15 protein-coding genes and 2 pseudogenes are annotated in these 19160 nt (G+C 38.6%); 3 read left to right on the plus strand and 14 right to left on the minus strand.

What is annotated here, in order from left to right; translation table 11 throughout:
* Positions 1-97: 97 nt before the first annotated feature.
* From AB3219_RS01460 to AB3219_RS01490, 7 genes and pseudogenes are all read right to left on the minus strand, one after another.
* Positions 98-976 (minus strand): IS982 family transposase, encoded by an 879-nt coding sequence (locus tag AB3219_RS01460; RefSeq protein WP_010500113.1) that lies wholly within the window; start codon positions 974-976, stop codon positions 98-100.
* A gap of 531 nt (positions 977-1507) precedes the next feature.
* Positions 1508-3244 carry a pyruvate oxidase gene (spxB, locus tag AB3219_RS01465; RefSeq protein ID WP_263750008.1) on the minus strand — a complete coding sequence of 579 codons (1737 nt, stop codon included), beginning with the start codon at positions 3242-3244 and terminating at the stop codon, positions 1508-1510.
* A gap of 217 nt (positions 3245-3461) precedes the next feature.
* On the minus strand, positions 3462-4889 hold the full coding sequence (locus tag AB3219_RS01470) for an Nramp family divalent metal transporter (protein ID WP_216754109.1): 1428 nt from the start codon (positions 4887-4889) through the stop codon (positions 3462-3464).
* Between the two features lie 43 nt (positions 4890-4932).
* Complete coding sequence (locus AB3219_RS01475) at positions 4933-5394, minus strand: universal stress protein (RefSeq protein WP_057806463.1); 462 nt, start codon at positions 5392-5394, stop codon at positions 4933-4935.
* A 264-nt stretch (positions 5395-5658) separates the two neighbouring features.
* Complete coding sequence (locus tag AB3219_RS01480; RefSeq protein WP_216754111.1) at positions 5659-7083, minus strand: MFS transporter; 1425 nt, start codon at positions 7081-7083, stop codon at positions 5659-5661.
* A gap of 388 nt (positions 7084-7471) precedes the next feature.
* Positions 7472-8029, minus strand: a complete 558-nt coding sequence (locus AB3219_RS01485) for a UbiX family flavin prenyltransferase (protein ID WP_216754112.1) — start codon at positions 8027-8029, stop codon at positions 7472-7474.
* A 73-nt stretch (positions 8030-8102) separates the two neighbouring features.
* Positions 8103-9579: pseudogene (locus tag AB3219_RS01490) on the minus strand (UbiD family decarboxylase).
* A 150-nt stretch (positions 9580-9729) separates the two neighbouring features.
* On the opposite strand from AB3219_RS01490, the gene AB3219_RS01495 reads away from it, so the two are divergent.
* Positions 9730-10626: a LysR family transcriptional regulator gene (locus tag AB3219_RS01495; protein ID WP_216754114.1), complete on the plus strand. Its 897-nt coding sequence runs from the start codon at positions 9730-9732 to the stop codon at positions 10624-10626.
* Between the two features lie 106 nt (positions 10627-10732).
* Positions 10733-11752, plus strand: a complete 1020-nt coding sequence (gene add / locus AB3219_RS01500; RefSeq protein WP_216754115.1) for an adenosine deaminase — start codon at positions 10733-10735, stop codon at positions 11750-11752.
* A gap of 88 nt (positions 11753-11840) precedes the next feature.
* Here the strand turns inward: add and AB3219_RS01505 are convergent, their stop codons facing one another.
* Positions 11841-12644 carry a YoaK family protein gene (locus AB3219_RS01505; RefSeq protein WP_253953621.1) on the minus strand — a complete coding sequence of 268 codons (804 nt, stop codon included), beginning with the start codon at positions 12642-12644 and terminating at the stop codon, positions 11841-11843.
* Between the two features lie 189 nt (positions 12645-12833).
* On the opposite strand from AB3219_RS01505, the gene AB3219_RS01510 reads away from it, so the two are divergent.
* Positions 12834-13460, plus strand: coding sequence for a GyrI-like domain-containing protein (locus tag AB3219_RS01510; RefSeq protein ID WP_216754116.1), 627 nt, complete (start codon positions 12834-12836; stop codon positions 13458-13460).
* A 54-nt stretch (positions 13461-13514) separates the two neighbouring features.
* Here AB3219_RS01510 and AB3219_RS01515 read toward each other — a convergent pair.
* From AB3219_RS01515 to phnC, 6 genes and pseudogenes are all read right to left on the minus strand, one after another.
* Positions 13515-14374, minus strand: a pseudogene (locus AB3219_RS01515) (NAD(P)H-binding protein).
* A gap of 275 nt (positions 14375-14649) precedes the next feature.
* Positions 14650-15123, minus strand: a complete 474-nt coding sequence (locus AB3219_RS01520; RefSeq protein ID WP_216754118.1) for a CinA family protein — start codon at positions 15121-15123, stop codon at positions 14650-14652.
* 105 nt (positions 15124-15228) lie between these two features.
* Positions 15229-16782, minus strand: coding sequence for a bifunctional UDP-sugar hydrolase/5'-nucleotidase (locus tag AB3219_RS01525; RefSeq protein ID WP_216754119.1), 1554 nt, complete (start codon positions 16780-16782; stop codon positions 15229-15231).
* Positions 16783-16786: 4 nt separating this feature from the next.
* Entirely contained in the window at positions 16787-17593 is an 807-nt protein-coding gene (gene phnE / locus AB3219_RS01530) for a phosphonate ABC transporter, permease protein PhnE (RefSeq protein ID WP_216754120.1), read from the minus strand.
* Positions 17590-18378, minus strand: coding sequence for a phosphonate ABC transporter, permease protein PhnE (gene phnE / locus AB3219_RS01535; protein WP_216754121.1), 789 nt, complete (start codon positions 18376-18378; stop codon positions 17590-17592). Before phnE (AB3219_RS01535) ends, phnE (AB3219_RS01530) begins: the two co-directional genes overlap by 4 nt.
* Positions 18375-19157: a phosphonate ABC transporter ATP-binding protein gene (gene phnC, locus AB3219_RS01540; RefSeq protein WP_216754122.1), complete on the minus strand. Its 783-nt coding sequence runs from the start codon at positions 19155-19157 to the stop codon at positions 18375-18377. Before phnC ends, phnE (AB3219_RS01535) begins: the two co-directional genes overlap by 4 nt.
* Between the last annotated feature and the right edge of the window lie 3 nt (positions 19158-19160).

Below are 19160 nucleotides of genomic sequence, written 5' to 3' on the forward strand. Positions count from 1 at the left end.
ATTCTATATGAAATGGCCGGTTGATGTCAACGCTTACACATTATTGTTATTATTTCATTTAATATATTGACAACAATACTATACGGTACGCGTGGTGCTAGTTCGTCATAAAATCAAAAAAGCCTAAATTGTATACCAATATCGTCAATTCAATCTTTAATTGAAAACCAAATAGACTACGGGTGAGATTGGTTTCAATCCCAAATTGCTGGGCTAAAATTGAAAAGCGTGACTCTATTGTCCGCCGTAACGCCTTGAGTTGACGTTTATTATGCTGTTTAGCACCTTTCATATTAGAACGATAAGGCGTCCATAAGTTATAGCCTAGGGCTCTAAAACTGGTCTTGAGTTTTTTCCCAACATAACCAACATCGGCCAAAATATTGGGACAAGGACAACCGCTAATTAGCTCAGGCGCTACCTTAGCATCATGAACTGAGGCTGCCGTGATCACATAATTCAGAATATAGCCATTAGCCGTGACGACCATGTGGGTTTTAAACCCATAAAATGGCATTTTCTTGGTGGCATTATAGCCAATGTTGGCCTTCCCAGCAAAAATTCTAACTCTGAAATTACGAACTTTGGCACATAGTGGGTTGGGTAAACTGTCGATAATCGCTAGGTCGCCCGAATGAGCATAATCCTTAGTGATACCTGAGCGAATGGCATTGACTACTGCCAGTAATTGTTGCGCGCGGCGGTTGAAACGTGAACGTGATACCACCATTTGCCGCGGCATAAACGCTGCCATCAGATAATAGAAGCGGCGTTGCGATTGAATTCCCAGTGTGACTTGTAAGCACAGTAAAGCTAAAAGTTTAATATCAGTAATTTTAGTATGTTCAACGTTGCGCCGCTCAATGACGCTACGCGGACAATAACGCTGATAAAGCAATGAACATAACTGGTAAAAGTAATGGAAACTAACTTGTAATTCGTGACGATTTTGCTTAAACTTGAGGTGGTTCAACACAGTTATTACTCCTTTTAAGTTTTGTCACTTATGAGTCTAACTGGGTTGGACTTTTTTGTTAAATTTCTAAATGTTACAAACTAGCACCACACGTAATATAGACATATGAACTAACGTGGTAGATAAATTGAGGATTTAGCACGAAGTTTCATCAAATTTGAATTCTTCGTGAATTGCTAATCAAAACAATTAGATAACATTTATTTTTAGACAAAAAAACAGAGACAAAATCCCAATAAATTTTGTCTCTGACTTGTTGATGGTTTATTTAGTTTTAACTACTAAAGGTTGAAAGTGTCAAAATCACTTCAATAACTGCTGTTAAACGACTTAGCCCACAAACAGAGTCTAACTGCCGTCCTGCGGCTCACCTGGTCTGGAACGGGGTGGGCCACGATTTGAAGCCAAGAAGAACACTTGTCTTCAAGTCGTGCCCACTACGTTCCAGCCCAAATTTGCTGGAAGACGGCATTTTAATCTAACTTTATTACTGGGAATGTTTTTGTAGTTTCAACCTTTACTTTTAGTTAACTATTCCACTTCAAATTCATTTAGATAAACACTAATTGGTTGTAGTGCCTCTGCCTCATAACGACGTTTAAATTCAGTAATTTCAGTTGCAGGATCTAATTGCAAATCCTCAGCCGGCAATGGTCGGTTTGCCCGAATTTTAACATCAATCACAACTGGGCCATCTGCCACAACCGCCTTGTCAAACGCAGTAATTAATTCTTGGTGCGTTTTAACTGAAATGCCCATCGCTCCCATTCCATTTGCAATCATCGCAAAATCCGCACCTTGTAAATCGACACCATAAAACTTTTGCTTTTCATCTTCTTGTTCGTCTTTGATAAAGTCAAAACTTTCATTTGAAAAAACAACATTAATAATAGGTAGTTTTTCTTTAACCTGTGTTAAGACGTCTTGCATCACCATTGCAAATGCACCATCTCCAGCCAAATTAAAGACCTGACGTTCTGGATAAGTTAATTTCCCGGCAATGGCTGCCCCAATTCCGTATCCCATTGTGGCAAACAACGCTGAAGTTGTAAATTTTTGGTTAGGATTCATATTTAGGAATCGCAAACTATTCATGGTGACATCCCCAACATCAACGGCAAACACATCATTTCCGGTAGTAATTCGATTAATCTGTTTAAAAACTGACCCAACTTCTAGCGGTTCAGTTGTTTTATCAGCTAACTGTTGCAAATAAGCACGCCAATTTTTCATGTTAGCCACACACGCATCATAAAAACGTCGATGGGTAATTTCATCGCTTTGCGCGACCAGTTGTTTCATTGCTTTTTTTGCGTCACTCAGTAGCGGTACATCAACGTTATGGCGTTTTCCAATTTTTGCAGCATCAATATCAATTTGAATGAATTTAACTTGCGATTTGAATAAATTCTTTGTACGTCCAAATGGAAAATCCGCCCCAATCATCACAATCAGATCAGCAGCTTCCAGCGTTTCGTTTCCCGGCTTTGTTGCCACTCGATACGCTGAACCCATATTGGCCTCAAAATCGTCTGGAATCGTTCCCTTAGAAATAGATGACATAACTACTGGTAGTTTTAAGTGCTTAGACAAAGAAATCAATTCCTCTGTCGCACCTTTAACCCCAATACCAGCAAAAATTATCGGTCGTTTAGCCTGCTTAATTAATTCCAGTGCTTGTCCAATTAACTGTTCATTCGGTTCGGGCAGTAACGGTTGCACATAGCTATGCCCGGAAGACCAAAAATCTGTTGAAATTTCTTGTTTTCCTAAATCATTCGGAATGGTGACTACTGCCACCCCGTTCTCTTTGTATGCGCGTCGAATTGCCTCATCCACAACATGTGGTAAACTTTCCGCCGTCATGACCGTTCGATTATATACGGAAACGTCCACAAACATAGGATTTTCGTTCATCTCTTGGAAAGAATCCCAGTTCATGTCTCCCGTTCCCACCTGCCCAATCAACGCTAGAACAGGTACGTGATCCATTTGTGCATCATACAATCCATTAAATAAATGGGTTGCACCTGGACCAGCTGAGCCAAAACAAACACCAATTTTTCCAGTTAACTTGGCATGGGCGGTGGCTGCAAATGCACCAACCTCTTCATGACGAACTTGAATATAATCAATTTTTTCTTTTTCAACACGTAATGCTTCCATTGTGCTATTAATTGATCCACCAGGAATGCCATAAACTTGCTGAACATCCCAATCTTCAAGTACCTTCATCATTGCAATGCCAGCATTAATTGTTTCACCCATAATAAGTCCTTCTTTCTTGAATTACTGTTATTGTAGTCATAACCGTATACCTATAGTGACAGTATCTCATGAACTGAATGGGTGTGTAAAAGGAAACACTCTCACAAAAAAATAACTTATTTTTTCAAGCAAAACAAAAAAGACCGGAAAAAATTAATTTTTCCTAGTCTTTTATTAGTCAGTAACCTTAATACTCAAATCAACTTTTTGATTCTAATTATATAGTCTGTAAGATTAACCAAATATTTAAAATAATCAAAACAACCGCCGCAATCCATGCACAGACATTAACCCACATCCGGTTTGCAAACTCACCCATAATCTTTTTACTACCGGTAAAAATAATTAGTGGAACCATGGCAAACGGTAACGCAGCACTCAAAAACACCTGTGAAAATGTCAGCAAGTTTTCGATTTGTGACTCATTACCATGATAGTAAATGGCAAATCCCAATACAGGAATAATGGCTAGTAATCGGGTTAACAAACGTTGTGCCCATAATGGCATCCGTAAGCGAATGAAGCCTTCCATAATAATTTGACCAGATAAAGTTCCAGTAATCGTGGAGCTTTGACCTGAAGAGAGTAAGGCGATTGCAAATAACATACTTAATACTGGACTTGCAACAGCACCAACAATTTTTGAATTACCCAATGCGTTATATAAATCAACAAAACGGCCTAAATCTGAGTTAGTTCCAAAGAATAAGGCAGCTCCCAAGATTAAAAGCAAACAGTTAACAACAAAAGCCATCGTTAATTGCATATTGGAATCAGCTACCGTATAGCGAATGGCACTACGCACACTCTTATGATCGTTGCGATCAAAGTTACGGGTTTGTGAAATTGATGAACCCAAATATAAATTATGGGGCATAACAGTTGCACCCACAATACCTAAACCAATATATAACATTGACTGGTTCTCAATTAAATCTTTGCCTGGCACAAATCCACGGAGAATTTCTGGAACATTTGGTTGTGCCAAAATAACTTCATATAAGAAAACAAACAAAATTACGGCAACCAAGGTAGCTACAATTGCTTCAATTTTTCGAAATCCTAGTTTCATTAACAGCAATAGAAGTAAAACATCAAACGCCGTAATGATAATACCCACAATCAGTGGAAATCCAAACAGCAATTCTAGCGCAATCCCTGATCCAATGATTTCCGCAATATCGGTGGCCATAATGGCTAGTTCTGTAATAATGAATAATACAACACCACCGAGTTTGGAAGTCTTCTCACGGGTAAGCTGCGCTAAATCACGACCTGTTACAATCCCCAACCGAGCGGCCATTGCTTGCAACAGCATTGCAATCAAACTTGAGATCAAAATAACACTGATTAATCGATACTTAAACTGAGCTCCACCAGAAATTGAAGTAATCCAGTTACCTGGATCCATATACCCCACTGAAACTAAAACTCCCGGGCCTAAGTAAGCCAAGAATGTTTTTAGGACACCAGCATTTTGAGGAACTTCTACACTTCCATTGATTTCATCTAAAGATTTACTCGCACCACCTGTAGATGAAATAATATGATGTTCTTTATGCCCGGAGATCGGACCCTTTCGTGCCAACTTTCCTTTTTGAATCTTCACTTCTTTAATATTATCTTGGTTGTCATTTTTTGCCATGGCATTTCCTCTTTTCTAACATTCTCAAAATTCAATCTCTGAATTATCGAACTACGATTACGGAAACGTGTGCCCGTTTTGCAATTCTTAATCCTACTGCTCCTGGTACACGGTGGCTTGCTTCTTCTGTATCAGATCCACAAACAATTAAATCAGGTTTAAACTTTGGAATAACGCGTTCTAAAATTACATCATCTACATCGCCTGCACCCACTGTTAAGCCTGTGACATGTTCTGCTCCCAGTTTTTCAGCAATTGTCATGTAGTCTTCAACGGTTTGGCGAACATCGTTTTCTTTTTTGTCCATTTTTCCTGGTGTCATCACATCGAAAATGTTCACATCATCGTCTTCTAAAACGGACACAATACATAATTCAATCTGATAATCATGAGCCATCGTGGCAGCGTAACGAAACGCTCGAATCGATGAATTGGGATCATCAGCATCCACAGTTAACAACACACGACGGAAAATAAGTGGTCGACTTAACTCACTTGTTTGCATAATAAACCTCCTCGTCTCAAAAACAGTCACTTTCAAAATATCATAATAAACACATATTTAATTGTTTGCAGATTTTTACTACCTAGATGATCGTAACACTTAAAACAATAAAATTCTACAAAAAAATGAACATAAATTAAAAAAAAGTGAATATTAGTTCAATTTAAGTTTAGGTATCCCTCAATTAGCAAAAGACTTTTAGTTTACAGCAAAAAAACATTTGATCAAGAATTGACCAAATGTCTTTTATAAATCTTCAATTAACTAATTTTTTGCCAATGTTACTTTTTTAACTGCTTGTTTACGCGTGCTCCGATTAACAATAACTGTTACTAAGGCAACCGCGGCTAGCACACTCAAAATAACATAATCAATTTCTGATCCATGACAAGTTTCCGCCACAACTGAACCACCATGCAATTCTAAAGAACTCACAACTGAAGCCAAAATTACGGTTCCCATGGCACCAGCATATTGCTGCATCATGTTAAACAAAGAATTAATGTCTCCTCGTTTTTCCGGCACAACTTGTTGACTGGCCGCACCCATTACATTTCCAAAGCTGAATGCAACGCCAATTCTAAGAATAATAAATAATGCTAAAAGAATCATTGAAGTCATCACGTTGTTTAAGAAGAAGAACAGGACAACAGATGCTAATAAGCAAATATTTCCGATCATCAATGGTAAAAAAGCACCCTTTTTATCCATAATAGCACCCGTACTTGGTGAAATAATCGCACCGATTAAGGCTCCAGGTAGCACTAAGAGTCCTGCGACCATTGAACTTTGTTTTAAGTTAACTTCAGCAACCATTGGTAATAACCAAGAAATACCAATATTTACAAACGCTAGCACAAAGTAGTTAACTAAATGAAGCCAGACCGCTTTTTTCTTCAATAAACCGAAATCCAAAACTTCACGGCTGCTCTTGGAATTGTACCAAGCATAACTAGCCAATAACAAAATTGAAATAACCAGAGAAATCCAAAAAGCACCGGAAGTCCAACCTGCAAGTCCAGCTTCATTAAAGGTCCAAACAAACCCAATTAAAACTAAACTCAACCAAACCATACCAACACTATCAAACGAAAGCTTTTCACCATCTTTATGTTGCACGGGAATATTTATACTGCTCATTCCCATAATAAGTACAACAATACTAAGAGGCAAAACTACCCAGAAAATCCAACGCCAGTTAATTAATGTATTTAATATACCACCATATGTCGGTCCTAAAGCTGGTGATAATGATGTCAACATGCTAGCAACCCCATTGTAGGTTCCAACGTGTTGACTCGGAATTTTGACATTAATGATTTGAAACATTAATGGCGTTGCTAATCCAGTTGCAATCGCCTGAATCATTCGTCCAATCAATAAAATCCAGAAAGTTCCTGCAATTGCACACACAATGGAGCCCACGATAAACGCTGTTGCGGAAAAAATAAAAATCGAACGAAATTTAAACTTCCGCATGATAAATGCCATTGCTGCCATCATAATTGTCACAAGTAATAGGTAGGCTGTTGTAATCCACTGAACCGTACCAACACTCACGTTAAACTGATTACTTAACGTATTCATTGTAACGTTTAACGAAGTTTCTACCAAAATACCCATAAATGAGATCATTCCAGCTGAAACAATCGCTAATTTAGTTCTCAATGAAATCTTGTTTTCATCCATCTTGTTGCCCATCTCCTCGATCTATTCTGTTATTGAATAAAATATGAATAATTTCAAAATACAAGGGCACATACAGCTTGGCACCGCCTTGCTGTCGTGTCCTTGAATAATTTTATTAATTTTTATACTGCTAATTTTAGTGAAGTGTGTTTTTCCGCTGAGCCTTAGGACCGTTCGCCAGAGCAGTTTGGTAAATCTAACCATGACTCCCGCGGGATTGCGATCCCGCATACGTCACGGTTAGACCCGTCTCTGCCTGTTTTTTTTCCGCTGAGCTCTAGGACCGTTCGCAGGAGCAGTTCGGTAAATCTAACCGTGACTCCCGCGGGATTGCGATCCCGCATACGTCACGGTTAGATTTACCGAACTATCGCTCCTGCTCACGCACTCATTTCCATCTCTCATCCACCTCATTTGGAATTCCAAACGCATCCAACACCTTCATCGTCTGATGATTCACCAAATCCTGAATCGTCTTCGGATGACTATAAAACGCCGGCATCGGCGGAATTATCTGTGCCCCAACCCTTGCCAATTTCGTCAAGTTTTCCAAATGAATCACACTCAATGGCGTCTCTCTTGGCACAATTATCAGTTTTCTTTGTTCCTTAATCGCAACATCCGCTGCGCGCGCAATCAAATTATCGCCAATTCCATACGCAATCGTTGCCACCGTCTTCATACTTGCCGGCACAATCACCATACCATCATTCAAAAACGATCCACTCGCAATTGCTGCTCCCTGATCATTAATATGATAAACCTTGTCAGCCAGCTCATTAATCTGACTCAGTGAATAATCTGTCTCTAACTCCAAATTTTTCTTTGCCCACTGACTCATCACCAAATGAACCTCCACATCATCCAATCGATGCAATTTTTCCAACAAGTCAATTGCATACACCGTGCCCGAAGCACCCGTAATTCCGACGATAATTTTTTTCATGTTTGCACCTTCTTACGTTAAGATTTTTACTTTAAAAAACTTTACTCAAAAACCGGTCGCTCTCTCAAGCATCCTATTTCAAATACTTTTCCCAGTCCTTCACTTCTTTAAACTGAGCACGTTCAAATTGATCCTTCATATCAAATGGCACCGTTCCATCAATGACTAACTTAGATGACATTCCTCGTGTCCGAATTGATTTGGGATCATACTCCGGACGTTCTGATGGATCCAACGGATGATTACGCATTCCTGGCAACACCATAATATCTTGGTCTGCTTGAAAACGGGTATTAATTGTCCACACCACATCATTCATATCAAAAATATCTACATCTTCATCAACCAAGAATACCGTCTTCAGTTCCTTAAACGACGAAAATGCCAATAATGCTGCCTGACGTTGAATACCTTCATCCGCTGCATTATCCCTTATGAATCTGCATAATAGTCATCAACTTACCACCACCTGCAGGAGGATTATAGACATTCAAAACTTTCCCAGGAATTGCTCGGTTAGTTAAGGACAAAATACTTGCTTCAGTTGGAATACCTGCCATGCTGACATGTTCCTCTGAAGGCCCAATCACACTTTGCATAATGGGATCTTTTCGATGGGTAACTGCCGTAACTTTAATAACTTGCAATGCAGGATTAGCATCGCCATCATAACCAGGAAATTCTGGCATTGCTTTGCCTGTATGGGTATTGATGTCTTCTTGAATGCGTTCATTAGGCATGATGTAACCTTCCAAAGTATATTCAGAACGAGCAATTGCCTTTTCATCAACGGTTAATCCCTTAACTAATTGAACCGGTTCTTGACGAATGGCACCAGCAACACCTAATTCGTTATAGCCTAGTGGTGTTGTAGGTGACTCAAAAGTTGCCCCAATGGTAATTGCGGGATCCAAACCAATGTTAATGGTGATTGGCATTGGTTTGTTCATTTTTTCATATTCTTCAGCAAATTTACCAATATGACGACCACCGGGCATAATGTAAATCCCTAATTTGTCTTTGTCTTCAAGGACCATTCGGTGAATTGTCACATCACTCATAGTTTTATCAGGGTTAGAACCGTAGATAACACCAACCGTAATATACGGACCAGCATCTTGTGGTGTGTTAGTAGGAGCTGCTACTAGTTTACGAATATCAAAGTCTGCATCTGTAGATTTATGCACAACTTCATGAGTTGGTGCATCTGCTTCATCAACCATTACAGGATCTACTGGATTTTCCACGGAATCATTTAAAAATTGACCAAGGGTGTGGTAATCATGATGAAACATCTTACCAACCCGTTTACGGCTTGCCATCAATCCCATTAAAACACGTGTGTCCGGAAAACCTTTGACGTTGTTAAACATCATTGCTGGACCTTCTTGCGTTGGTCGTTGCACAGTTCCACCAGCACCAATATAACGGTAAACGCCAGATAATTCAGCGTCTGGATCGACTTCTACATTGGTTTCATGATATTGACCTGGCTCTTTTTTTAATTCATCAAGAACCTTACGCAAATCATAAACATCTTTTTTTGCCATAGTTAATAACCTCCAATTTATAAAACTCTCAAAATTCCAGTAACACTGAAATTTTTTTACATTTTTAATTATATGAGTGCAATTACTTGCGAACAAATCGGGTTTCGACTAGCATTATTCCCAACAGGAATAATAGAATCGAGGAAAATCATGACAATTGATGATTTGAAAAATTTTGTAGTTCTGTATCAAACACGCAATGTTTCTGATGCGGCCGTCGAATTATTAATGACCCAATCTGCCCTTTCTAAACGAATTCATGCTATGGAAAATGAATTAGATGCAAAACTAATTTCCACCAAAAATAAACGTCACTTAACAATTACAGAGAGTGGCGAAGTCTTTTTTCGATACGCAGAAACCATCTTGACTCAATACGACATGCTGACTAATGAACTTTCCGAATACCGCGAACTAAAAAAAGGAACGCTCAATATTGGCAGCATCCCTGTTCTTTCACCCTATGGCATTATGGACAAATTAAATAGGTTCATGACCGACTATCCACAAATTAATATTCGCCTTCAAGAATTAGAGGGTAATGAACTACTCGAAAAGTTACAAACCAATCAACTAGATTTAGGCATTTTACGGAGCGTTCAAACGTCACTTTTGAACAAATCACAATTTCATTTCATTGATATCTATCGCGATGAACTCAAAATAATTATGGCGGCTAATCATCCGTTAGCCAAAAAACAAAAAATTGCCATGAAAGACTTAACAAACACTGATGTCGTCGTTTTAAGCCCTGGATCTGGCATTTACGAACGTGTAGGGAAACTCTATCAGCAAGCCGGATTCACACCAAATATTCGTTTCACAACCACTCATATTGAAACGTTAATTGGCAGCCTTGAGAATTCTCAAAGAATTACCTTCTTATTTGAGAAATCGGCACAATCATTCCTAAATGATGGGTTTGTTATGCGATCACTAGATCCTCCTGTGTACAATGATTTGCAACTTGTCTTTCCACAGGGAAAATTAACTCAAGTTGGTAAAAGATTCGTCAATTATCTTATTAAAGATCATCCTTTAAGCTAATTATTTATTCTTTAAAAATTCTTCTAATTCAGACATCCTAAAATGTGGTATGCTCTTAACAATTCAATGTCACTCAGCAGCTTTTAAATTTTAGGAGGACTTCAAATTGACAAACAGGGTCACACGGAAGTTCATCGATAATTTACCAAAGGCAGAATTACATGTTCATTTAGAGGGTACGCTTGAACCTGAGTTACGTCTCAAGTTAGCGCAGAAGAACCATATTGACATTGGAACAACCTCACTTGAAGCTTTGAAGAAAACTTATCAATACGATACATTAGCTTCCTTTTTAGCTGTTTATTATGAGGCTATGGCCGTTTTACAAACAGAAGACGACTTTTACGAACTGGCTTTTACCTATCTTAAAAAGACACGTCAAAATAATGTGCGTTACGTCGAGATGTTTTTTGATCCCCAAGCACATACAAACCGTGGGATAGCGATTGAAACAGTCATCAATGGTTTCTCTCATGCCGCGCAGGACGCAAAAGAAATCGGTGTGGATGCTCATTTAATTATGTGTTTTCTGCGTGATTTCTCTAAAGCCTCGGCTTATCAAAGTTTGATAGCTGCTGACCCTTACAAAGATAAGATTTTAGGCATTGGCCTAGACTCAGATGAACATCACAATCCGCCTTTAAAATTTGCGACATCGTTTGAAAAGGCGGTTTCAGCGGGATATCACATCACAATGCATGCCGATGTCGATCAAGTAGATTCTATCAACCACATTAAACAAGCCCTTGAAATTATTGGCGTAGAGCGACTAGATCATGGTACTAATATTGTTGAAAATCCTGATTTAGTTGAGTTTGTCAGTACCCACCAAATTGGTTTGACCTCGTGTCCAAATTCAAACAAATTTTTGAGTCAAGACATGAAGGGCAAAGAAGTTCAAACTTTACTTGAACATCACGTCAAAGTCAGTATCAATTCGGACGATCCTGCCTATTTTGGCGGTTACATTAACGACAATTACTGGTCACTTGCACAAAGCTATCACCTAACGCAAGAACAAGTTGTTCAATTAGCTAAGAATTCTTTTGAAACGGCTTGGATAACAGATTCTCAAAAAAAAGCATATGAAAATGAAATTAAAACTTATTTAACCAACTTTTCTTAAAAATCGATCTAAAAAGAGGTTACAGACAAAATTCTGAATTTGTCTGTAACCTCTTTTAATTACAAGTTAAAATACTTAGTTGTGCGTTTTAACCATGTCTGTGACGCCGACTTCTTGTTTCCGGTTCAGCAGTGTCATCTTCAGGTTCTGTTTTTTGTTCATATTTCTGCGCACGGGTTGGTGTTGCTTGGGTACTTGTCTCTGGTTCCTCTTCACGTTTAGGTGATGTTAATCTACTATGTTGAGATAGATAAAAAATCGCACCTAATATCAATACCGCTGGCACCAAAATTGCAGCATCTTGTAACCAAGGTACAAATATACCTGCAATAAATGCACCGCCCATGAAGCTACCAACCACAATCCCAGTGTTTTTAGCTTTTTGCTGCGATGGCACATCATGATGCACGTAACCTGTATATAAATTTTCAGCAGCCGTACGAATATTTCCGGTCATCATCAACGACGTAAACGGTTCATCTTGCAGCTTTCGAAATTCCTGCAACTGGGCTGCCGCCGTAATGGCCAAAAGCATCACGGTAATCACATCTGGTGCTCTACTACCAATCATAGCCACTAATACCATCAGTGCAAATTCGTAAATCAAGACAAAGTAAGCACGTTTTAAATAATTCTGTTTAAAATAATGTTGCACATGACGAATAAAAATTGTTCCCAGTCCAAACGCAATAATCGCAATTAGATAATAACCGACTTTTGCGAAATGCCCTTTGCTTAAATTGACTCCTAATAGAATTAAGTTACCAGTTTGTAAGCCGGCAAACACGCCGCCATGTTCCAAGTATGTGTACGCATCTAAGCCACCAGCAATAGCTGCCAAAAAGGCCCCAAAGTATAACTGCTGGTAGGCAGGATAAACTTGTCTCCTCAAAAAAATGGTCCCCTTTCTCATCTCATACATAACTTATATAAACTCATGAAATTTGATCAACATATTTCAGTGTAGCATGAACGGTCAGCAGACTAAAATAATTATTTGAGACATTAATTATTCTTTAAAAATTGTATAATTAGATGAAACCGTTTCACAAACTAGAAATAATTAAATGAGGTTATAATCATGCCAGAAAAGTACGTTTGGCGCACCACCGAAAAAGAAATTTATCCTACCAAAAAAGCCCCATCTATCGTTACGCTTACTAAACAAACATTTATCACAATTAAAGGTTCTGGTAATCCGAATAGTGAAGCCTTTGGAGAAAAGATTACGGCGTTATATGCAGTTAGCTATGCAATTCGAATGGCTCCTAAAAAGAACATTATTTTTCCTAATGCCTTTGATTACACAGTTTATCCGTTAGAAGGCTTTTGGACATTACCTGCAGATTATCACAGTGAAAGTTTGGATAAGGATCAATTAGTCTACCGAATTATGATTAAACAACCTAGCTTTGTGACGCCAAACGTTTTCAAACAAGCTTTAGCCTTGGTGAAAACAAAAATTAAACCTGAGCTATTTAGTCAGCTTAATTTAGAGACCATAACAGAAGGTACCGTGGGAATGATTTTGCACGTTGGTTCTTTTGACAATGAACCAGATAGTTTCAAAAAACTAACACAATTTTTAGATACTCAGGGTTATCAACGCACCAGTAAGGCGCATAAAGAAATTTACCTTTCTGATTTTCGCCGCGTTGCTGAGGAAAAACGTAAAACAATTTTACGTGTATCCATCATTAAAAAATAAGAATCAAAAATGAGATCGATAAGTTTTTTCGATCTCATTTTTTGACTTTAAAATTTATTTTTGATAATTCTTACTTAAAAAGTCTGTCATTGTTTCTGGATCATGACCCGTAAGTTTCTTAAAGTCTGCAGTTGTTAAATCCATTAACCCCATTGCTCCAGCCTGATACATGGAGTAAGTTCGGTTCCATCACCTTCACTTGCATAAATATCGGCAAATTCAGTAACCGAGACAGGTGCATAACCAATTTTTTCATCTGTCACTTTAGACATTATCTTACCTAATTCCGTCATTTTATATGCTTTTACTTGTGTTAGCGTATAAATTTGTCCATGATTACGTAATTCAGCTTTAATTGCCAAATTAGCTATGGCTTCTGCACTATCTTTTTGGGTAATAAATGAGAGTTTTTCATCGCCAACCGGATAAATCAAATGTTTTCTTTCAATTAATTCCGGTAGATATGGAATCAACGGATCTGCATACAATGAATTTTTGATGACGGCATATTTTAAGCCAGATCCAGCTAAACGACGCGGTACATACCCGTAATATGCTGACATTGTGAAAGGATTATTTTCTTGATCGGCGAAGAAACTAACAAAGACAATTTCCGTCACATTGGCCTGCTTCATTGCAATCAAAGTGTTCTCAAATTCAGTCACTCTTTGTAACACGTTATAGGTTTTGCTAGGGATATAGATTAAGACATCTGTGCCCTCAAAAGAAGTGGTCATTGTAGCAATGTCTAAATAATCCGTCTTAACTACTTCCACACCCAGTTTCGTTAATTGTGCAGCTTTAGCAGGTGTATGCACGGCAGCTCGTACATTTTCTGAGCCAACCAAATTGATCATATTTTGAACCACAATCTTACCCAAATGACCCGTTGCTCCTGTAATCGTATATTTCATCAATTAGTTTCTCCTTTAAATAATTATGTCTGTGAGTTTACAACAATTCTTCACACTATAATTTAGTATAGTTCGTACTTGTTGTTTTAATTATAACAGGTGACAATTGATTGTCAATTTTTATAATCATTAAAAAAAATATAGCTAATCATTCCAATCATATAATTCCATCAACTTAACAGATCACTCACTACTCAAAAAGTTTTAATCATATACAAACTGAACTGTATACAAAAAGGGCACCTACAAATTAGGTACCCGCATGTTTAACCATTTTATAAAATTCGATCGCTAATTTTTTGAAACGCGAATTCACAACAAGCTTCTCGAAAGTCGTTTCGAGCAAGTTCTGGATGATGCAAATCATAGGCATCCGTTTGGCCCTGAAAATTAATGCCAATCCAGGCGGTTCCTGCTGTCTCACCCTCTAATCCAGCAGGGCCCGCTGCCCCCGTAAATGAAACGGCCAAATCAGTGTGCAATTTTTTTTTAGCACTCTGTGCCATAGCTATGGCCACTTCATAACTCACAACCCCATATTGTTGAATAAGTGGCGCCGGTACGTCTAAAAGCTGTGTTTTCACTGCATCAGCATAAGTGACAAATCCGCCGGTAAAGATATCAGAACTTCCTGGAACAGAAGTAATCTCTGATTGAAACAAACCACCCGTTAAACTCTCGGCAGCAGTAATAGAGATATTTTTTTCAATTAAACTTTTTACCACATAATTGACCAATTTAGTGTTCATAGTTCATCATCCCTTTTATTTAAGTTTAACTTTTTTAGACAAGATTACCACTCTAAATTCGCATAACTCAACATAAAATTAAGGAAAATTTCAATTCCGTGGTCACTACTTTTTTAAATAAAAATTGCCTTCATCGATTGCTTGTACAATCGGATGTTTCGCAAAATAATTACTAATTAGTTCGGTCATATCGATTTGAACTTCGCGCACAATTTTGTTGGCCTGAAACATTGAATAATCACCACCACCAATGCCACGGTATTGATTTAACACAATTGCTAGCTTCTGGTCATCCTGTACAGGTTTGCCATGATAACTCAACGCAATCAAGCGGTGATTTGCCGGTTTATTCAAATCAAATGCATAATTAATACCGCTATAAATATCATAGTTGTAATATTGCTTTTTTGGTTCTCTAAATTTTTTTGAAACAGTTACCTTTCCGTTTGAATTAAGAGTAAAGAAACTGGCACAGCGTTCCAAAGCTTGTTTTAAATCCACTCCCGTAATTTCCGACACAACCAAGGTATTCGGATAAACATAACTATTCACAATATTTCGCATCGTTACCGTTGAATCGTAACCCAACACTTCATCATTAAATAGCGCCGTTGCCGACAAATCGGTTTGAGTAGCCGCCATCTGAACCTGGTTAATAAACGTCAGATAAGGATGACCGGACATGCGTGCATTCATGGGATCAGTAATTTTCATATTTCCAGCAACTTTTCCCATTGGTTCATCTAACCAATTTTCAACTTTTGTTTGCAAATCAGTCGTTAATTTCTCAAATTTAAATGCAGGCACCACATCTGCTACCGAAATCAAGTGGGTTGACTGTTTTTCTACTTTTCGATGTTCATTTAACTCAAGTTCAATAGCACCAATATACTTACCCTTTTCTCCAGGTTGAGTGGTAGGAACACCTTGACAAATGGTGGCAATTTCGCGGTGCTGATGACCCGTAACTAAGGCATCAATTCCCGGTACCTCACTCAATAGTTGATAACCTTCATTTTCACCAGTCAACCGTTCGCTAGGATTACCGGTTGCCAAATCACATTCAAAACCTCCGTGATAGGCGACAATCACCACGTCAACCTGTTTACGCAATATAGGTACCCATTTTTTAGCCACTTTAACAGCTGACTCAAATTGCCAGCCGACAATATGTTCTTTTTGTTCCCAATGCGGAATATATTGAGTAGTCAAACCCAGAATTCCTACCTTTACACCAGCATGTGTCAAAATTTTATAGGGTGCATCAAGTACACCGTCACCAGTGTTTTCTTTTAAATTGGCTGCCAAAATCGGATAGTTACGCTTCGCTTCACATTGTTGTAAATACGGTAGCCCATAGTTAAATTCATGGTTTCCCAATATGCCGGCATCATAACCGGCTGCATTTGTAAGCTGGCTATAAATTGATCGATACTTTGCTTGTTTTTTTGCCGTAAAGTAGGTCAATGGTGATCCTTGAATGAAATCGCCATTTTCAATGGTAATTACCCATTCATCAGCATCAGCCTGGGTTTTAATTTGATCAATTTTAGTTGCTACTTTTAAGAAACCATAATCTTCTTTATCTGTTCGGTGACTGTAATTGGTAGGATACAAGTAACCATGCACATCACTGGTAGACAAAATTGTTAGTTTCATATGCTTACACCAACCGTTTCCGTAGCGTTCCTGAAATATAATCAATCAACGTTACCGTGATAATAATACCTAACAAAATGATCCCAACACGTGACCAAGTTCGTGTTTGAATGGCAAACAATAGCGGTGTTCCAATTCCACCGGCACCAACCATTCCTAAAATGGAAGCAGAACGGACCGCAATCTCAAATCGGTATAAAGTATAGGAAAGAAACTCTGGTAAAACAGTTGGCAACGTTGCAAATACTAACGTTTGCGCCCGGTTACCACCGCTACTCATTAACGCCTCACTGGGACCAAAATCCATATTTTCAATTGATTCGCTAAATAATTTACCCAACATTCCGATTGAGTGAATGCTGACCGCTAGCACACCCGCAAATGAGCCTGGACCAACCGCTTTAATGAACATGATGGCCAAAACAATTTCTGGAAAAGTTCGAATCAAGGTTAACACCAGTTTGCCTGAAGTCGATCGCACATGAAAACGAGGCTTACCAGTCCGCGCTGCCCAAAAGGCAAACGGAACACTTAAGATTGCCGAGATGAAAGTTCCTAAAAATGCCATCGCCAGAGTTTGTAGAATCAAACTTACTAAATCTTCACCGCTGCCGTCATACACATATTTCCAGTCGGGATGAAAAATACCATAGGCAATCGAACGGGAAACTTCACCCGCGGAGTCTTTAATTCCGGTAAAGTGCACACCCGTGATCCCCCAAATGTAAATGACAATCACAATTGCAACCCAAAATAACCACTTATACCGTTTGGACTGCAATGTGGAATTACTAATTGTTAGTTGTTTCATAGTAATCGCTCCCTCAGCGTATTGCTGACACTATCAATAATTAGGACCACCACCAAAATTCCTAAAATAATAATGGCCGTTTGTCCATATGCAAATTGATCTAATGACCGTTGAAGGTAAACACCAATTCCACCAGCACCCAGATAGCCTAAAACGGTGGATGCTCGAACGTTAATTTCAAACGTGTATAGGAAGTAACTTACAAAATAGTTGAAAACCTGAGGAATAACTGCAAAAACTACCATTTGAATTTTATTTGCACCAGCTGCCTGCAAAGCTTCTAAGGGGCCCTCATCAATGGTTTCAATCGCTTCATAAAAGAGTTTTGAGATCATACCAAATGAAAAGATGGCTAACGTAAACACGCCGGCAACCGGACCGATTCCCACAATAGCAACGAACAATGCCGCCAACATTAAATCTGGTAAAGTACGCACTAAGTTGAGAATAAAACGAATAATGCCACGAAGAAATTTATTTTTTACAATATTTCGTGCTGCTAACACCGAAAAAGGTATTGCCACTAAGGTTCCGACAGTCGTACCAATTAAGGCCATTTGAATCGTTTCTAAAATTGGTTGAACGACTAAACTCGTATATTGCCAGTCAGGTTTCGCCATCTGTTGAAGTAGCGCCGTGAATTGCCCAAAATTTGCAAAAAACATGATGAAGTCAACACCCGTCATTTTGGCAGTTCCAATTACAAGTAGAACGAATAGTGTTAACCAAACAACCGTTTTAACATGATATTTTTGTGTAAAGGTTCGTGTTGGGATGATATTCATGCTTGCACCTCGCTTTTTTTCACGATACTTACAGGTTGATATATGGCCTCCAAATCTTTTTCAGTTACTTTACTAATGGGTTCGTCATAAACTAACTCGCCACCACGCAACCCAATAATCCGATCGCCAAATCGTCGGGCCAACGACACAGAATGTAAATTTACAATCACTGTAATATGAAATTCCTCATTCAACCGTTTTAGATCATCCATGACGGACTCAGTTGTCAGTGGATCAAGCGAAGCAATCGGTTCGTCAGCTAAAACAATTTTGGGATCTTGCATAAATGCCCGTGCAATGGCAACTCGTTGTTGCTGTCCGCCTGACAACTCATCAGCACGACTATACAGTTTTTCGCCAAGGCCCACCCGTTGCAATGCCTCAATCGCTTTTTGTTTATCCTCTTTTGAAAACAAACCTAGTGTACTTTTCCAGGTAGAATAATAGCCAACGCGACCGGACAATACATTCCGTTGCACACTGGACCGTTTAACCAAATTAAAATTTTGAAAAATCATACCAATACTTCTGCGCAACCGACGGAGTTCCTTGCCTTCTAAATGAACGATTGATTCCCCATCCACTAAAATGTTTCCTGTAGAAATATCGTGCATCCGATTAATTGTGCGCATTAATGTACTTTTACCCGCACCAGAAAGGCCAACAACTACGAGAAATTGTCCTTGTGGAATAGATAGGTTAATATCTTTGAGGCCGATGGTGCCATTTTGATACGTTTTAGAAACATGCTGAAATTCAATGATTGGTTCTTCTGTCATAGT

The organism is Pediococcus ethanolidurans (assembly GCF_964062635.1).
Taxonomy (GTDB): Bacteria; Bacillota; Bacilli; order Lactobacillales; family Lactobacillaceae; genus Pediococcus; species Pediococcus ethanolidurans.